The organism is Bradyrhizobium sp. WSM4873, from assembly GCF_055811355.1.
Genome location: NZ_JBVVPS010000001.1, coordinates 237,899 through 253,383 on the forward strand (window position 1 = coordinate 237,899; position 15,485 = coordinate 253,383).

The 15,485-nt window shown below is 65.2% G+C and carries 14 protein-coding genes; 8 read left to right on the plus strand and 6 right to left on the minus strand.

The window, feature by feature from the left end; genetic code table 11:
• The first annotated feature begins 10 nt into the window (after window positions 1–10).
• Window positions 11–217 (plus strand): cold-shock protein, encoded by a 207-nt coding sequence (locus tag AC0L21_RS01160; protein ID WP_007591938.1) that lies wholly within the window; start codon window positions 11–13, stop codon window positions 215–217.
• A 95-nt stretch (window positions 218–312) separates the two neighbouring features.
• Here AC0L21_RS01160 and purN read toward each other — a convergent pair whose 3' ends face one another.
• Together purN and purM are read right to left on the minus strand one after the other, a co-directional pair.
• Window positions 313–966: a phosphoribosylglycinamide formyltransferase gene (gene purN / locus AC0L21_RS01165; RefSeq protein ID WP_473257144.1), complete on the minus strand. Its 654-nt coding sequence runs from the start codon at window positions 964–966 to the stop codon at window positions 313–315.
• A gap of 14 nt (window positions 967–980) precedes the next feature.
• Complete coding sequence (gene purM, locus AC0L21_RS01170) at window positions 981–2,054, minus strand: phosphoribosylformylglycinamidine cyclo-ligase (protein WP_473257148.1); 1,074 nt, start codon at window positions 2,052–2,054, stop codon at window positions 981–983.
• Between the two features lie 155 nt (window positions 2,055–2,209).
• Between purM and AC0L21_RS01175 the strand changes: the two genes are divergently transcribed.
• The 4 genes from AC0L21_RS01175 to ppx all read left to right on the plus strand — a co-directional run bounded on the left by AC0L21_RS01175 (window position 2,210) and on the right by ppx (window position 7,362).
• On the plus strand, window positions 2,210–2,752 hold the full coding sequence (locus tag AC0L21_RS01175; protein ID WP_027569696.1) for a CDP-alcohol phosphatidyltransferase family protein: 543 nt from the start codon (window positions 2,210–2,212) through the stop codon (window positions 2,750–2,752).
• A 93-nt stretch (window positions 2,753–2,845) separates the two neighbouring features.
• Entirely contained in the window at window positions 2,846–3,523 is a 678-nt protein-coding gene (locus AC0L21_RS01180) for a P-loop NTPase family protein (protein ID WP_473257150.1), read from the plus strand.
• A 128-nt stretch (window positions 3,524–3,651) separates the two neighbouring features.
• Window positions 3,652–5,844, plus strand: coding sequence for an RNA degradosome polyphosphate kinase (locus tag AC0L21_RS01185; RefSeq protein ID WP_473257152.1), 2,193 nt, complete (start codon window positions 3,652–3,654; stop codon window positions 5,842–5,844).
• 15 nt (window positions 5,845–5,859) lie between these two features.
• The gene (ppx, locus tag AC0L21_RS01190) at window positions 5,860–7,362 is read left to right on the plus strand and encodes an exopolyphosphatase (RefSeq protein ID WP_473257154.1); all 1,503 of its coding nucleotides are present in this window, start codon (window positions 5,860–5,862) and stop codon (window positions 7,360–7,362) included.
• A gap of 58 nt (window positions 7,363–7,420) precedes the next feature.
• Here ppx and AC0L21_RS01195 read toward each other — a convergent pair whose 3' ends face one another.
• Together AC0L21_RS01195 and ndk are read right to left on the minus strand one after the other, a co-directional pair.
• Entirely contained in the window at window positions 7,421–8,281 is an 861-nt protein-coding gene (locus tag AC0L21_RS01195; protein ID WP_473257156.1) for a TerC family protein, read from the minus strand.
• Window positions 8,282–8,325: 44 nt separating this feature from the next.
• Entirely contained in the window at window positions 8,326–8,748 is a 423-nt protein-coding gene (gene ndk, locus AC0L21_RS01200) for a nucleoside-diphosphate kinase (protein WP_007591953.1), read from the minus strand.
• 311 nt (window positions 8,749–9,059) lie between these two features.
• On the opposite strand from ndk, the gene AC0L21_RS01205 reads away from it, so the two are divergent.
• The 3 genes from AC0L21_RS01205 to AC0L21_RS01215 all read left to right on the plus strand — a co-directional run bounded on the left by AC0L21_RS01205 (window position 9,060) and on the right by AC0L21_RS01215 (window position 11,648).
• On the plus strand, window positions 9,060–9,323 hold the full coding sequence (locus AC0L21_RS01205) for a sulfur globule protein precursor (protein WP_473257158.1): 264 nt from the start codon (window positions 9,060–9,062) through the stop codon (window positions 9,321–9,323).
• A 217-nt stretch (window positions 9,324–9,540) separates the two neighbouring features.
• Entirely contained in the window at window positions 9,541–9,714 is a 174-nt protein-coding gene (locus tag AC0L21_RS01210; protein ID WP_473257161.1) for a hypothetical protein, read from the plus strand.
• A gap of 71 nt (window positions 9,715–9,785) precedes the next feature.
• Window positions 9,786–11,648 carry an ABC-F family ATP-binding cassette domain-containing protein gene (locus AC0L21_RS01215; RefSeq protein ID WP_473257164.1) on the plus strand — a complete coding sequence of 621 codons (1,863 nt, stop codon included), beginning with the start codon at window positions 9,786–9,788 and terminating at the stop codon, window positions 11,646–11,648.
• Between the two features lie 154 nt (window positions 11,649–11,802).
• Here the strand turns inward: AC0L21_RS01215 and AC0L21_RS01220 are convergent, their stop codons facing one another.
• The gene (locus AC0L21_RS01220) at window positions 11,803–13,257 is read right to left on the minus strand and encodes an HlyD family type I secretion periplasmic adaptor subunit (RefSeq protein ID WP_473257166.1); all 1,455 of its coding nucleotides are present in this window, start codon (window positions 13,255–13,257) and stop codon (window positions 11,803–11,805) included.
• Entirely contained in the window at window positions 13,244–15,376 is a 2,133-nt protein-coding gene (locus tag AC0L21_RS01225; RefSeq protein WP_473257168.1) for a type I secretion system permease/ATPase, read from the minus strand. Before AC0L21_RS01225 ends, AC0L21_RS01220 begins: the two co-directional genes overlap by 14 nt.
• Between the last annotated feature and the right edge of the window lie 109 nt (window positions 15,377–15,485).

A 15,485-nucleotide genomic window follows, 5' to 3' on the forward strand; every position in this document is an offset into this window, starting at 1 on the left:
GAGACTGAGGATGCCGCAAAAGGGCACCGTCAAATGGTTCAACCCGACCAAGGGCTATGGGTTCATCAAGCCGAACGGCAGTGACAAGGACGTCTTCGTCCACATCTCCGCCGTCGAGCGCGCCGGACTCTCGACCCTCAATGAAAATCAGGTGGTTGAATACGACCTCGTGGAGAACCGCGGCAAGGCATCCGCGGAGAACCTCAAGGTTTCCTGATTTCTCTCGCGGTCTGCGCAAGAGATCATGACGTTGCCCCCGGCTCTGCCGGGGGTTTTTGTTTGGGATGGGAAGTTTCCGAGTGCGACGGCGCTTCACCGCACCAACGGCGCAACCAGAAAATTCTCCGACGGCCCGCTGCCGGCGGTCTTGCACACATCGCCCTCGATCCGGACCTTGCCGGTCGCGAGCAGGCTCAGTGCTGCGGGATAGATGCGGTGCTCGACTTCGAGGATACGCTCCGACAGCGTGGCCGCGGTATCGTGATCGCTCACAGGCACCGCGCCCTGCATCACGATCGGGCCGGCGTCGGTCTCGGGGATCACGAAGTGCACTGTCGCGCCGGACAGCTTGACGCCGGCGCGCAACGCCTGGCCGTGCGGGTCGAGACCGGGGAAGGACGGCAGGAGCGAGGGATGGATGTTGAGCATCCGCCCGTACCACGCCTTGGTGAATTCGGCCGTGAACAGGCGCATGAAGCCGCCGAGGCAAATCAGCTCGATGCCGTGCTGATCGAGCGCTGCTTGCAGCACCTTCTCGAATCCGGCGCGGTCCTTGCCGAACGGCTTGCTTTCGATCACCAGCGTCTTCACGCCGCTCGCTTTGGCCCTTTCCAGCCCCTGCGCATCGGCCTTGTTCGAGATGACGAGCGAAATCTCCGCCGGAAAATCCGGCGCGGCCGCGCCCTTGACCAGCGCAGCCATGTTGGAGCCACGGCCGGAAATCAGGATGGCGACGCGGCGTTTCATCACAGCGCCGGTCACTACAGCGCCATATCGAGATGGCCGTTATAGACGACGCGGTGCTCGCCCTCGGCCGGGATCACAGTGCCGAGCTGTGCCACGGTCTCGCCGGCATCGGCGAAGACCTCGACGACCTCTTCGACCTTGTCCGGCTCGACGATCGCGATCATGCCGATCCCGCAATTGAAGGTCCGCAGCATTTCGAGCTCGGCGATGCCGGCCTGCGCGGCCAGCCATTTGAACACCGGCAGCACCGGCAGGCGCGCCAGATCGATACCGACTCCGAGATGCTTCGGCAGCACGCGCGGAATGTTGTCGGTGAAGCCGCCGCCGGTGATGTGGGCGAGCCCCTTCACCGCGCCGGTCTCGCGGATCGCGCGCAGGCAGGATTTGACGTAGAGACGTGTCGGCGTCAGCAGCGCGCCGCCGAGCGTCATGACGGGCGCAAACGGCGCCTGCGCTCCGAAGCCGAGGCCGGATTGTTCCACGATCTTGCGCACCAGCGAGAAACCGTTGGAGTGCACGCCCGACGAGGCGAGCCCGATCACGGCATCGCCGGCGGCGATGTCCTTGCGCGGCAAGAGCGTGCCCCGCTCCGCGGCGCCGACGGCAAAGCCACCGAGGTCGTAGTCGCCGTCCTTGTAGAGGCCGGGCATCTCGGCCGTCTCGCCGCCGATCAGGGCGCAGCCGGATTCGCGGCAGCCTTCGGCGACACCGGCGACGATCGACGCGGTCGCCTCCGGATCGAGCTTGCCGCAGGCAAAATAGTCCAGAAAGAACAGCGGCTCGGCGCCCTGCACCACGAGGTCGTTGACACTCATGGCGACGAGATCGATGCCGATCCCGCCATGCAGGCCGGTCTCGATCGCGATCTTGACTTTGGTGCCCACGCCATCGGTCGCGGCCACCAGGATGGGATCCTTGAAACCGGCCGCCTTGAGATCGAACAGGCCGCCGAATCCGCCGATTTCGGCGTCAGCGCCGGGACGTGCGGTGGCGCGCACCATCGGCTTGATCAGGTCGACCAAGCGGTTGCCCGCATCGATATCGACGCCTGAATCGGCGTAAGTGAGGCCGTTTTTGCGGTCGGTCATGCCCGATTTCCAGTGGGTTTGCGGCTGGTTACGTCGAATTCCGGGGACGCGCAATGGCTCGCATGGCGCGCCTCCGTATACTATGTAGAGATATCAACCGGTTCAGCCTCCAAAGGGCCGAATTCGAGGTCAGGCCGGGTGCCGGGAAGCGCCGTGTGAGTATACCGAACATCATTACTTTGGGCCGCATCATGCTGGTCCCGATCATCGTCTGGGCCATCGTGTCGAGCCAAATGGAGGTGGCGTTCGCCGTCTTCCTGATCGCCGGTATCAGCGACGCGGTCGACGGCTTCCTTGCCAAGCGCTTCAACATGACGAGCGAGCTCGGCGCTTTGCTCGACCCGCTCGCCGACAAGGCGCTGCTGGTCTCGATCTACATGGCGCTGGGCATCTGGGGCGCGATTCCGCGCTGGATCGTCATCCTGGTGGTCTCGCGCGACATCATGATCGTCGCTGCCGTGATCATATCGTGGCTGTTCGACCGGCCTGTGGAGATGAAGCCCTCGAAGGTATCCAAGCTCAACACTGTGGCCCAGGTGGCGTTCGCGGCGCTGGTGCTGGCCGCCCTCGCCTTCGGCTTCAAAGCCGGCCCTTATGATATCATCCTGATGGGCCTCGTCACGGTCTTCACGCTTTCCTCCGTGTCGCTCTATCTTGTCGAGTGGTTGCGGCACATGAGCACGATCGAGGCCAAATGAGTTGGGAAGCGGCCCCGCAAAAGGCCAACTCCCGCTCGATTAAGTCGCATCTCTTCAAACGAAGCCGGCACGCCGGCACGGAGCAAAGCAAGCGTGCCAGGCCACGTTCATCCCCGACAATTGGCGTTTTCGCTTCCGCATGCGGAGAGCCTGAGCCGGGACAATTTCCTTGAGGGCCCCGTCAACGCCGCCGGTCTTGCCCTCATCGACGCCTGGCCGGAATGGCCGAATCGGATCATGTGGCTGGCCGGCCCGGAAGGAAGCGGCAAGAGCCATCTCGCCGCGATCTGGGCCGAGGCTTCAGGCGCCCGCTCGACCACGGCCAATGGGCTGACCGCCGAGGCCGTCCCGGCTGCGCTCGCCACTGGCGCGCTGGTGGTCGAGGATCCCAAGGCCGGGCAATTCGACGAGCGCGCCCTGTTCCATCTGATGAATCTAGCCCGCGAGGACGGCGCCTACGTCCTCTTCACCGGACGCGAGGCGCCCGCTTCTCTCGAGATCGAACTCGCCGACCTGCGCTCGCGGCTCCGCGCCGTCCCCGTTGTCTCGCTGCTGCCGCCTGACGACCAGCTCTTCCGCGGCCTGATCGTCAAATTCTGCACCGACCGCCAGCTCGCGGTGGACGAGAGCGTGGTCAGCTACCTCGCCACTCGCCTGGAGCGGTCCTCGGCCGCCGCCCGACGGGCTGTGGACCTGCTGGACAGCGAGGCCCTGCGCCTCGGCCGCCCCGTCACAAGGGCGCTGGCGGCCGGGCTGCTCCGGGATGTCTGACCAAGGCGGCTTGACGCGGCCGGGCGGCGGAACATCAATGTCATCGAAACGTCATCGCTCTAACACATGCTCCCGCGGGTTTTGCGCGTAAGTCGCAAATTGGGGCGAACTGGATGGATCGACTTCTGATGGATTCTGCGCAAGCTATTGAAGTTAAAGAGAAAGCCCCGGAAGCCGAGGGCCCGCCTGCGATCGCATCGAACCCTGAGCGGTTCATCAATCGCGAGCTCTCCTGGCTGCACTTCAACCGCCGCGTCCTGGAGGAATCGGTCAATCCCAGCCATCCCATGCTGGAGCGGGTGCGATTCCTGTCGATTTCAGCGAACAACCTCGACGAGTTCTTCATGGTCCGCGTCGCCGGCATCAAGGCCCAGGTGCGCGAGGGCATTGCCGAGCGCAGCCCCGACGGTCTGACGCCGTCCGAGCAGCTCGCGCTGATCAACCGAACCGTCTCGCAGCTCGCCTCCGACCAGCAGGCAATCTGGCGCGACCTGCGCGGCACGCTCGCCGACGAGGGCATCGTGCTGGTCGAGGGCAAGGAAGTCACCAAGGCGGAACGAACCTGGGTCGAGGACTACTTCCTCAGCAACGTGTTCCCGCTGCTGACACCGCTTGCGATCGACCCGGCCCACCCCTTCCCGTTCATTCCGAGCCTCGGCTTCACCATCGCGCTCCAGCTCACGCGCGCCGCCGATGGCAAGCAGATGAACGCGCTGATCCGCATGCCCGGCAAGATCGACCGCTTCATCCGCCTGCCGGCCGAGGGCAAGGTGGTTCGGCTGATCTCGCTGGAGCAGGCCACCGCGCTGTTCATCAACCGCCTGTTCCCCGGCTACAATCTGCACGGCCAGGGCGCCTTCCGTGTCATCCGCGACTCCGAACTCGAAATCGAGGAAGAGGCCGAGGATCTCGTCCGCCTGTTCGAGACCGCACTGAAGCGCCGCCGCCGCGGCTCGGTGATCCGGCTCGAGATCGATGCCAAGATGCCGGAGCAGTTGCGCAGCTTCGTACAGCACGCGCTGTCGACCGCCGACGACGAGGTGTTCCTGGTCGATGGCGTGCTCGCCATGAACGAGCTCTCGCAGCTCACCCGCCTCGACCGGCCCGATCTGGAATTCACCCCTTACGTGCCCCGCCATCCCGAGCGCGTGCGCGAGCAAGGCGGCGACATCTTCGCTGCGATCCGGCAGAAGGATCTCGTCGTCCATCATCCCTATGAATCCTTCGACGTCGTGGTGCAGTTCCTCCAGCAGGCGACGCGCGATCCCGACGTCGTCGCCATCAAGCAGACGCTCTACCGCACCTCGAGCAACTCGCCGATCGTGCGCGCGCTCGTGGAAGCTGCCGAAGCCGGCAAATCCGTCACCGCGCTGATCGAGCTGAAGGCCCGCTTCGACGAGGAGGCCAACATTCGCTGGGCGCGCGACCTCGAGCGCGCCGGCGTGCAGGTCGTCTACGGCTTCCTCGAACTGAAGACGCACGCGAAATTGTCGATGGTGGTGCGGCGCGAGGGCGGCAGCCTCACAACCTACGTCCACACCGGCACCGGTAATTACCACCCGGTGACCGCGCGCATCTACACCGACCTCTCCTACTTCACCTCGGATCCAACCATCGGCCGCGACGCTGCCCGCGTGTTCAACTTCATCACCGGCTATGCCGCGCCGAGCGACCTGGAAAAGATGGCGGTGTCGCCGCTGACCTTGCGCAAGCGCATCATCGAGCACATCCAGGGCGAGACCGCGCATGCACGGCACGGGCGGCCCGGTGCGGTCTGGATGAAAATGAACGCGCTGGTCGACCCCGACATCATCGATGCGCTCTACGAGGCTTCACAGGCCGGCGTGCAGGTCGAGCTCGTGGTGCGCGGTATCTGCTGCCTACGGCCCGGCATTCCCGGCCTGTCGGAGAACATCCGCGTCAAGTCGATCATCGGACGATTCCTCGAACACGGCCGAATTTACTGCTTCGGCATGGGCCAGGGCCTGCCGAGCGCGAAAGCGGCTGTGTATATCTCCTCGGCTGACATGATGCCGCGCAACCTCGACCGCCGCGTCGAGGTGCTGTGTCCGCTGCAAAATCCCACGGTGCATCAGCAGGTTCTCGAACAGATCATGGTCGCGAATCTCAAGGACAATGAACAGAGCTGGCAATTGTTGCCGGACGGGTCCTCAACGCGTATGAAGACCGCGAAGGGCGAGGAGCCTTTCAACGTCCACAACTACTTCATGACAAATCCGAGTCTGTCTGGCCGTGGTAAGTCGCTCAAGGAATCCTCGCCGCGCCGCCTCACGCGCCGTAATGAACGTCATCAATCCTGATCCGGGATCGTCGACGTGAAGCGGCCGCGCAAGCGCGGCTCGAGCGTCGCGGTCATCGACATCGGCTCCAACTCGGTCCGTCTCGTCGTCTACGAGGGACTGACGCGGAGCCTGATTCCGATCTTCAACGAGAAGACGCTGTGCGGGCTCGGCCGCGAGGTGCAGAGCACGGGACTGCTTGCCCCCGACGCCGTCGACAAGGCGCTGACCTCGCTCAAGCGCTTCCGTGCGCTGTGCCGGGTGATGCAGGTCGGACGGGTGTTTGCGATTGCGACCGCCGCCTGCCGCGACGCCTCCAACGGCGCCGACTTCATCGCGAAGGCCGAGCGCATCTGCGCGGTGAAGATCGAGATCCTGTCGGGCCCGCGCGAGGCGCGGCTGTCGGCGCTCGGCGTGATCTCCGGCATCCACCATCCCGACGGCATCGTCGGCGATCTCGGCGGCGGCTCGCTCGAACTGATCGACGTGCGCAAAAACACCGTGCGCAGCGGCGTGACGCTGCCGCTCGGCGGCCTCGCGCTGCAGGACCTCGCGCATAAATCCCTGAAACGCGCCGACCGCATCGTGCGCGAAGCGCTCGACGGGGTGCCGCAGCTCACCGCGGGCCGCGGCCGCAGCTTCTACGCCGTCGGCGGCACCTGGCGCGCGCTTGCGCGCATCCACATCATCCAGAGCGGCTATCCGCTCCAGGTGATGCACGGCTATTCGATTTCGGCGGCCGAGGCGCTCGATTTTTCCCGCCGCCTGCGCCGGCTTGCGGCCGCCGACATGCTCGCCGACATCGAGATCGTCGCCGATGCCCGGCGCCCGCTCCTCACCTATGCCGCACTGGTGCTCGAGCACATCATTCGGGTGGCGAAGCCGAAGACCATCGTGTTCTCGACCTTCGGCGTACGCGAGGGCCTGCTGCACGAGAAGCTGCCGGAGTCCGAACGCAACAAGGACGGACTGATCTGCGCGGCCGAGGAGCTGAACCAGCTGCTGTCGCGTTCGGCCAAGCACGCGCGCGAGCTGATCGCCTGGACCGACCGCCTCGCGCGCGTGGTGAAGTTGCGCGAGACCGAGGAGGACCGCCGTCTGCGCCATGCCGCGTGCCTGCTGTCCGACATCGGCTGGCGCGTGCATCCCGATCATCGCGGCGAGCAGACGCTGAGCCTCGTCGTCAACGGCAATTTCGGCGCAATCACCCACACCGAGCGCGCCTTCGTCGGCCTGTCCGTGTTCTATCGCTATGCGGGCCTCAGCGAGGAGAACCAGCCGCCGGTCGCCATGCAGGAGCTGCTGACGCCGGCGCAGCTCGAACGCGCCCGCCTGCTGGGCGCGGCCTTCCGCGTCGCGCATCTGATCTCGGCGGCACGTCCGGGCGTCTTGCCCGCGACGCATTTCCGCAGCATGGGCCGCAAGCTGTTGCTGGTGTTCGAGCACCGCCTCGGCGATCTCGTCGCGGATCGCGTCGGCAGCCGCTTCCGCGCGCTCGCCCGCCTGATCAACCGCGCCGGCTCGATCGTCCGGCGCTAGCGCATGCTCCGGAAAGCGTGAAGCGCTTTTCCGAAAACATCATGCTCAAAAGGTAAGTCTACTCCGCCGAGGCCTTGGCGTGGCGCTCGGAGGACTCCAGCGCGGCCGCGCTCATGCTGCGCCGGCGCCAGATGGAGCCGCCGACCAGAACGACGACGACGCCGAGAGCTGCGCAGAGATATTCGCCGCCTCCGCCGCCATGGGCGAATTGCGGCGGGATGCGGAAGGCGCCGAGCATGTTGTCCAGCGACGCGCCGAACGGACCGTCAAACAGCGTGTGCAGCCTCGGCGCGATGCCGGGATCGGTCGCAATCACCTCGCCCGCGATCCAGCCGAGCAGTGCCGCGCCGGCCCACACCAGAACCGGCAGCTTCGCGAGCAGCGCCATGATCAGCGCCGCGCCGGCGACGATCAAGGGCACGCTGATGGCAAGGCCGAGCACCAGCAAGGGCGCGCTGCCATTGGCGGCCGCGGCCACCGCAATGACGTTGTCCAGGCTCATGACGATGTCGGCGACGACGACGATCTGCACGGCCTGCCACAGATGCGAAGCCGACTCGACGCCGTCCTCGTCCTCCTGCTCCGGCACCAGCAGCTTTGCCGCAATCACGATCAGCGCAAGACCACCGACCAGCTTGAGGTACGGCAGCTCCATCAGGCTCGCGACGATGCCCGTGAAGATGATCCGCAGCAGCACCGCGGCGCCGGCACCGAGGATCATGCCCCACAGCCGATGCCGCGGCTTGAGGCCGCGGCAGGCGAGCGCAATCACCAGCGCATTGTCGCCGGACAAGAGGATGTTGATCCAGATGATCTTGCCGACCGCGACCCAGAAGGTCGGTTCGGCCATCTCAACGCGGAACTGGGTGAAGAATGCCCCGATCGTAGCGGGATCGAAGATCTGCCAGAGCCAGTTCACACTACGTCCTTTCGCCGCGTCTCGTTACCTGATCGGCTGACGGATCAGCCGACGATCTCGTTGCCCGAGAAGAACTGCGCGATCTCGATCGCGGCGGTCTCCGGCGCATCCGAACCGTGCGCGGAGTTCTCGCCGATCGACTTTGCGTAGAGCTTGCGGATGGTGCCGTCAGCCGCCTTGGACGGATCGGTCGCGCCCATCACGTCGCGATACTTGGAGACGGCACCCTCGCCTTCCAGCACCTGGACCACCACGGGGCCAGACGTCATGAAGTCCACGAGCTCACCGAAGAAGGGGCGCGCCTTGTGGACCGCATAGAAGGTCTCGGCCTGTTCCTTGGTCATGCGGATGCGCTTCTGCGCGACGATGCGCAGGCCCGCCTTCTCGATCACGGCGTTAACCGCCCCGGTAAGGTTACGCGCGGTGGCGTCGGGCTTAATGATCGAGAAGGTGCGTTCGATGGCCATGATGTTGTCCTTGAAGAGAAAACGGTGGTTCGGAGTTGCCGGGCTTATATCGGCGCCTTCGCCATACGGCAAGCGACCGCCAAAACCGGCTCGCGGGCGCTTCGCCGCAGGCCCGGGGGTTCGAATGCCAACATGGATTACGACGATTTCACCCAGATGAACCCAATCTGAAGGCCGCGTCAGGGTTTGGTTCAGCCTCGCCCGGATAATCTCAGGTCCATCGAAACCAAAGCCTCCTCCTGAGGTGGACCGTTTCGGCGGCCTTTCCATCGACGCGATAGCCCCGCGCCGGCAGTTTTGAGGAGATCACCATGTTGAGGAAACTTTCGCTCGCCGCCGTCGCCGCGGTCGCGCTTGGTGCCGCGCTGGCGCCGACCTCCGCGTCCGCTCATTGGCATGGCGGCGGCGGCGGCTGGCACGGCGGCGGTGGCTGGCACCACGGCCACGGCTGGGGTGGACCGCGCTTTTATGCCCGCGGCCCCGTCGTCTCCTACGGCTATGGCGGCTGCTATGTGCGCCGGCTGGTCCCGACCCCCTGGGGACCCCGCTGGCGGATGATCAACCGCTGCTACTGAGCCCGACAGCACCTTTCCAAAGGTACCTGAGCCCCCAGGTACCTTCCAAGCGAAGCCCCGGCGTCCCCCAGCGCCGGGGCTTTGTATTCGGAGCGGGATATCAAACGGCTTCACACAATTTTTGCTAGAAGGCCGCGCAATCGCCGCGAGTGGCGAAACCATTTGGGGGCCAAGGACTTGGTACCGTGTCGCTTCTTTGAGAACACGGAACCCTGCGATGCCTGCCCTTTTCGCCGATGACAGCGAACAAATCGACCGGCGCACCAGCCGCTCGATCCGCGATGCGGTGGGCGAACGGCTCCAGCAGAGCCTGCGGCCCGAAGCCAGGCTGCCGACGCACCTCGAGCAACTCCTCAATGAGCTGAAGCAGCGCGAGCGCGAATCGCACTGAGTCGACGAGCACCGGCTTGCAGACACGGAAAAACGGGTTGCGTTTGATCGCGGGTGCGGTGACAAGGCCGCATGCTCTCCATCACCGATCTCTCGATCCGCCTCGCCGGACGCCTTCTGATTGACCAGAGTTCCGTGCAGATCACGCCCGGATCCCGCGTTGGCATGGTCGGTCGCAACGGCACCGGCAAATCGACCCTGTTCAAGGTGATCCGCGGCGAGCTCGCCGCCGAGCACGGCACGGTGACCCTGCCGCCCCGCTGGCGCGTCGGCAGCCTCGCGCAGGAAGCGCCGAACGGCCCCGAGAGCCTGATTTCGGTCGTGCTCAAAGCCGACCTCGAACGCGACGCGCTGCTCACCGAGGCCGAGCGCGCGACCGACCCGCACCGGATCGCCGAAATCCAGACCCGGCTGGTCGACATCGACGCGCATTCGGCACCGAGCCGTGCCGCCGCCATCCTCTCCGGCCTCGGATTCTCCGCCACCGATCAGCTCCGCCCCTGCGCCGAATTCTCCGGCGGCTGGCGCATGCGCGTTGCGCTTGCCGCAACGCTGTTCGCGGCTCCCGACCTGTTGCTGCTCGACGAGCCCACCAACTATCTCGACCTCGAAGGCACGCTGTGGCTCGAGGATCACCTCGCGCATTATCCGCGCACCGTGATCGTGATCAGCCATGACCGCGACCTGCTGGAAAGCTCGGTCGACCAGATCCTGCATCTGGAGCGCGGCAAGCTCACGCTTTACAAAGGCACCTACTCTTCCTTCGAGGAGCAACGCGCCATGCGCGAGATGCTCGATGCCAAAGCGGTCAAGCGCCAGGAGGCCGAACGCGCCCGCTTGCAGGCTTTCGTCGACCGCTTCAAAGCCAAGGCCTCGAAAGCCCGCCAGGCGCAGTCCCGCGTGAAAATGCTGGAGCGGCTGAAGCCGATCACGGCGCTGGTCACCCAGGACGTACGCGAGATCAGCTTTGCCGCGCCGGAGAAAATCCTGTCGCCCCCGATCATCGCGGCCGACAACGTCGTGGTCGGCTACGATCCGAACACGCCCGTGCTGAACCGCGTCACCTTGCGCGTCGACAATGACGACCGCATCGCGCTGCTTGGTTCCAACGGCAACGGCAAGTCGACGCTGGTGAAACTGCTCGCGGGCCGCCTCGCGCCGTTCTCGGGCAAGGTGACCCGCGCCGACAAGCTCTCGATTGCCTATTTCGCCCAGCACCAGCTCGACGAATTGAACGAGGATGCCTCGACCTACGACCACGTCCGCAAGCTGATGGGCGAGGCGCCCGAAGCGAAAGTACGCGCCCGCGCCGGCGCCATCGGCTTTTCCGGCAAGGCGGCCCACACCAAGGTCGGAAAATTGTCGGGTGGCGAGAAGGCGCGGCTCCTGCTGGGACTTGCGACCTTCTTCGGCCCCAACATGATCATCCTGGACGAGCCGACCAACCATCTCGACATCGACAGCCGCGCCGCGCTCGCAGAAGCCATCAACGAATTCCCCGGCGCGGTCATCATGGTCTCACACGACCGCTATCTGATCGAGTCCTGCGCCGATCAACTCTGGATCGTCGCCGACCGCACCGTGACCAATTACGACGGCGACCTCGACGAATATCGCCGTCTGGTGCTGTCCGCGCGCAATGGCGAGCCCGTCCCGCGCGAGCGCAACGCGGCGAGCGAGAAGCCGCAGCGTCCGAGATCGGACAATCGCGGCTCGCTGAAAAAACGCATCGCGGAAGCCGAAACCGAGATCGCCCGCGTCAGCGAGATCATCAGCAAAATCGACACGGCGCTGGCCCTGCCCGACATCTTCAGCCGCGACCCCAAGCAGGCCGCGCAACTGTCGAAAGCGCGCGCCAATGCGGCCGACGCGCTGGCGCGCGCCGAGGAGCAGTGGCTCGAGGCGAGCACGCAGTTCGACGAGGCGGCGGGTTGACGCCCCTATAAGGGCCGACATTAAAATCCGAAAAACAACCCCATGCACAGTACCGGTATTTTGCTACCCGGTAATTAGTCGTTGAATAACCTGTTCTTTGCCGCACCGACCGAGCCGGCCCGCATGGCGAAGCTTCGTCGGCATTATGCGGGAACTAGCGCTCCCGCATGATCTCGTGCCGGTAGCGCTGCAGCGGCGATAGCAGGTAGCTCAGGATGGTGCGCGAACCGGTCCTGATCTCGACGGTCACCGCCATTCCCGGCGACAGGTTGACGAGGCGGTCGTCCACCTGCATCTGGCTGCGATCGAGCGAGATGCGGGCGCTGTAGCTCAACTCCTGCCCGCTGGGCTCGCTGCTGTCGCGTTGCGTCCCAAGCGCACGGTCGCTCCCGCGCTCCTGAGGCCGGTCGCGAATGATGGCGTCCTGCGAGACGCTCAGGACCCGGCCTGCGAGAAGCCCGTAGCGGGTGAAATTGAAAGTGTCGATCTTGATGGCGGCGCCCTGCCCGACCTCGACAAATCCGATATCGCGGTTGGAGATCATCGCCTCGATCTCGAGCCGCGTATCGGTCGGCACGATCACCAGCAGCGACTGTGCGGGCGTGACCACGCCGCCCACAGTGTGGACCGCGAGCTGCTGCACGACGCCGTCGACCGGCGACGTCAGTTGCTGAAGCCTCGTCCTCTGCTGCGCCTTGATCAGATCGCGTGCGACGCCATTGGCTTTCTGTTCGCTCTTGGCAAGCTCGTCGGAGAGACTTTTCCTGTACTCGGCCAAGGCCTGAATGCGGGTCTCCCGGATCGCGGCGACGGCCGAATCGGCCTCCTTCAAGCGGCTGCTCTGGACGCGAAGCTCCTCTTGTTGCTCGATCTGGAGCTGGAGGGTCTCATAGTAGGTCAGCTTCGAGCCGATCTCCTTCTCCATCAGCGTCTTGCGAATCTCGACACGCTGCTGGGTGACCGGCAGCAACGCATCAAGCTTGTGAATCGTCGCCGCAATCGTCTGATGTTCGGCCTCCTTTTGCGCTTCCTGACGCGCCAGCGCCGCGAGCTTGGCCCTGTTCTCGCTGACCTGATTGGCGAGAAGCTGCCGTTGCGTCGCGACCAGCATGGGATCGGCGTCCTCTGGTACGACGAGATCGGCGGACGCCCCTTCGCCGCCCGTCAATGCGGCGCGGAGGCGCGCGACGTTGAGCCGCTCGGCCATGAGATCGTCGTGCAGACGATCGCGCTCCGCGGCGTTCACGGTCGGATCGAGCTCGATCAGCAGGTCGCCCGATTTGACCGATTGCCCGTCCTGCACGTGAATGGCGCGCACCACGCCGGTCTCGAACGGCTGGACCACCTTGCTTCGCCCGCTCGACACGACCTTGCCGGTTGCGGACGCCACGATGTCGATCGTGCCCCAAGCCGACCAGGCCAGCGCCGCGCAGACGAGAAGCATCAGGGCCATTGCGATGGCGCGGCCGATCGGCGACGGCGGGGTTTCCGTGATTTCCAGCGCCGCCGGCAGGAAGGCGACTTCCTCGGCGCGCCGGCCCTTTCCATTCCGGAACGGGATCACGGTCTGCTCCGGCCGCGGGGCCGGCACAGTGCTAGCCGACCTCATAAATGCCTCCCTGGAGACGATGCAGGGCGGCGTAGCGGCCGCCGGTCTTGATCAGCGCATCATGCGTGCCGTCCTCGACCAGACGGCCGCGTTCCAGGGTGAAGATGCGATCGGCGCCGCGGACGGTGGACAGACGGTGCGCGATGATCAGGACCGTGCGGCCTTTCGCGATCTCCTTCATGTTGTCATGGATGATCCGCTCGCTCTCATAGTCGAGCGCACTGGTGGCTTCGTCGAAGATCAGGATCCGGGGATTGCCCACCAGCGCGCGGGCGATCGCAATGCGCTGGCGCTGCCCGCCCGAGAGCGTCGAGCCGCGCTCGCCGACCACCGTATCGTAGCCCTCGGGGAGCTCCAGAATGAAATCATTCGCGCCCGCCAGCTTCGCCGCGTCTATGATGCGGTCTATGGGCAGGCTCGGATCAGCCAGCGCAATGTTGTCGCGCACCGACCGGTTGAACAGCATGTTGTCCTGGAGCACGATTCCGATCTGCCGACGGAGCCCCGCCGGGTCGGTCGTCATCAGATCCATTCCGTCGACCAGCACGCGGCCGCCTTGCGGAACGTAGAGCCGCTGCACCAGCTTGGCGAAGGTGCTTTTGCCCGAGCCGGACGATCCGACGATGCCGACGGTTTGTCCGGCTGGAATGTCAAATGAGACATCGTGCAGGATCTCCGGCCCATCGAGCCGGTAGCGGAAAGAGACGTGCTCGAAGCGGATGTTGCCCCGGATCGGCGGCAGCCCCGCGCGGGCGGCGGAGTAAGCCGGCTCCGCCGCGCTGTTGAGGATGTCGCCGAGCCGCGCGATCGACAGTCGCGCCTGATGAAAATCCTGCCAGACCTGCGCGAGCCGCAGCACCGGGGCCGACACCCGCCCCGCGAAGATGTTGAAGGCCACGAGCTCGCCGACGGTCAAGGCGTCACCGATCACCAGTCTGGCGCCGACATAGAGAATGGCGGCGGTGACGACCTTGCTGACGAGCTGCACCAGCTGGCTTGCCGTGTTGCCGAGGCTGGTGACACCGAAGCTCGCCGAGACATAGCCGGCGAGCTGCTCTTCCCAGCGGCGCTGCATCTGCGGCTCGACCGCCATCGCCTTCAGCGTTTCGATGCCGCTGACGCTCTCGACCAGGAAGGCCTGGTTCTCCGCGCCGCGGCGGAATTTCTCGTCCAGCCTGCGGCGAAACAGCGGCGTCGCCACGGCCGAGATCGCGATGTAGAACGGGAACGACGCCAGCACGATGAAGCTCATCTGCGCCGAATAGGCGAACATCACCGCGAGGAACACCGAGGTGAAGACCAGGTCGATGAGAAGCGTCAGCGACGAGCTGGTGATGAAATTGCGGATGTTCTCGAGCTCACGAACCCGCGCCACGGAATCGCCGACGCGCCTGGCCTGAAACCACGCCATCGGCAGCGCCAGAAGATGGTGGAACAGGCGTGCCCCGAGCTCGACGTCGATCCGGTTGGTCGTGTGCGCAAACAGGTAATTGCGCAGGATCCCGAGCACGGTGTCGAACAGGGAGACGACGACGAGGCCGATGACGAGGATGTCGAGCGTGGACAGTGAGCGGTGCACCAGAACCTTGTCGATCACGACCTGGAAGAACAGCGGCGAGACCAGCGCAAAAAGCTGGAGGAAGAACGAAGCCGCCAGCACCTCGCTCAGCAGCCGCCGGTATTTGCCGATCGCGCCGATGAACCAGGTGATATCGAAGTGCCGACCGAGGTCGGACAGGCCGGCGCGCCGGACCATCAGGATCAAGCCGCCGTCCCAGATCGCGCACAGCTCGTCGCGATCCATCAGCACCGGGCGCTGTGCCTCCGGGGACTGCACCAGCACCTTGTCGGCGGAGGCCTTTGCGATGACCATGAAGCCGCCGTCCCGCAGCATCGCGATCGCAGGCAGCGGGGTGTCTGACAGACGGCTCCACTGCGTTCGATAGGTTCGCGCTTTAAGCCCGAGAGACCTGGCGCAGCGGACGATATCCGCTGCGCCGAAGCTTGCCGCGCCCAGCCGGTGCCTGAGCTGCTCGCGATCGGCCGCAACACCCTGCAGATGCAGCAGCGTCAGCAACGCATCGAGCCCCGTATCGGTGGAGACCGCGTTCGTCGTCATGAGCGTTCTCCGGTCCGATGCAGCGAGAACGCAATGGCGTGAAGTCGAATCGAGCTTGGCCAGCAACAGCGCTCCATCCGTTCCCTCCCCCCTTGCGGGGGAGGGACAG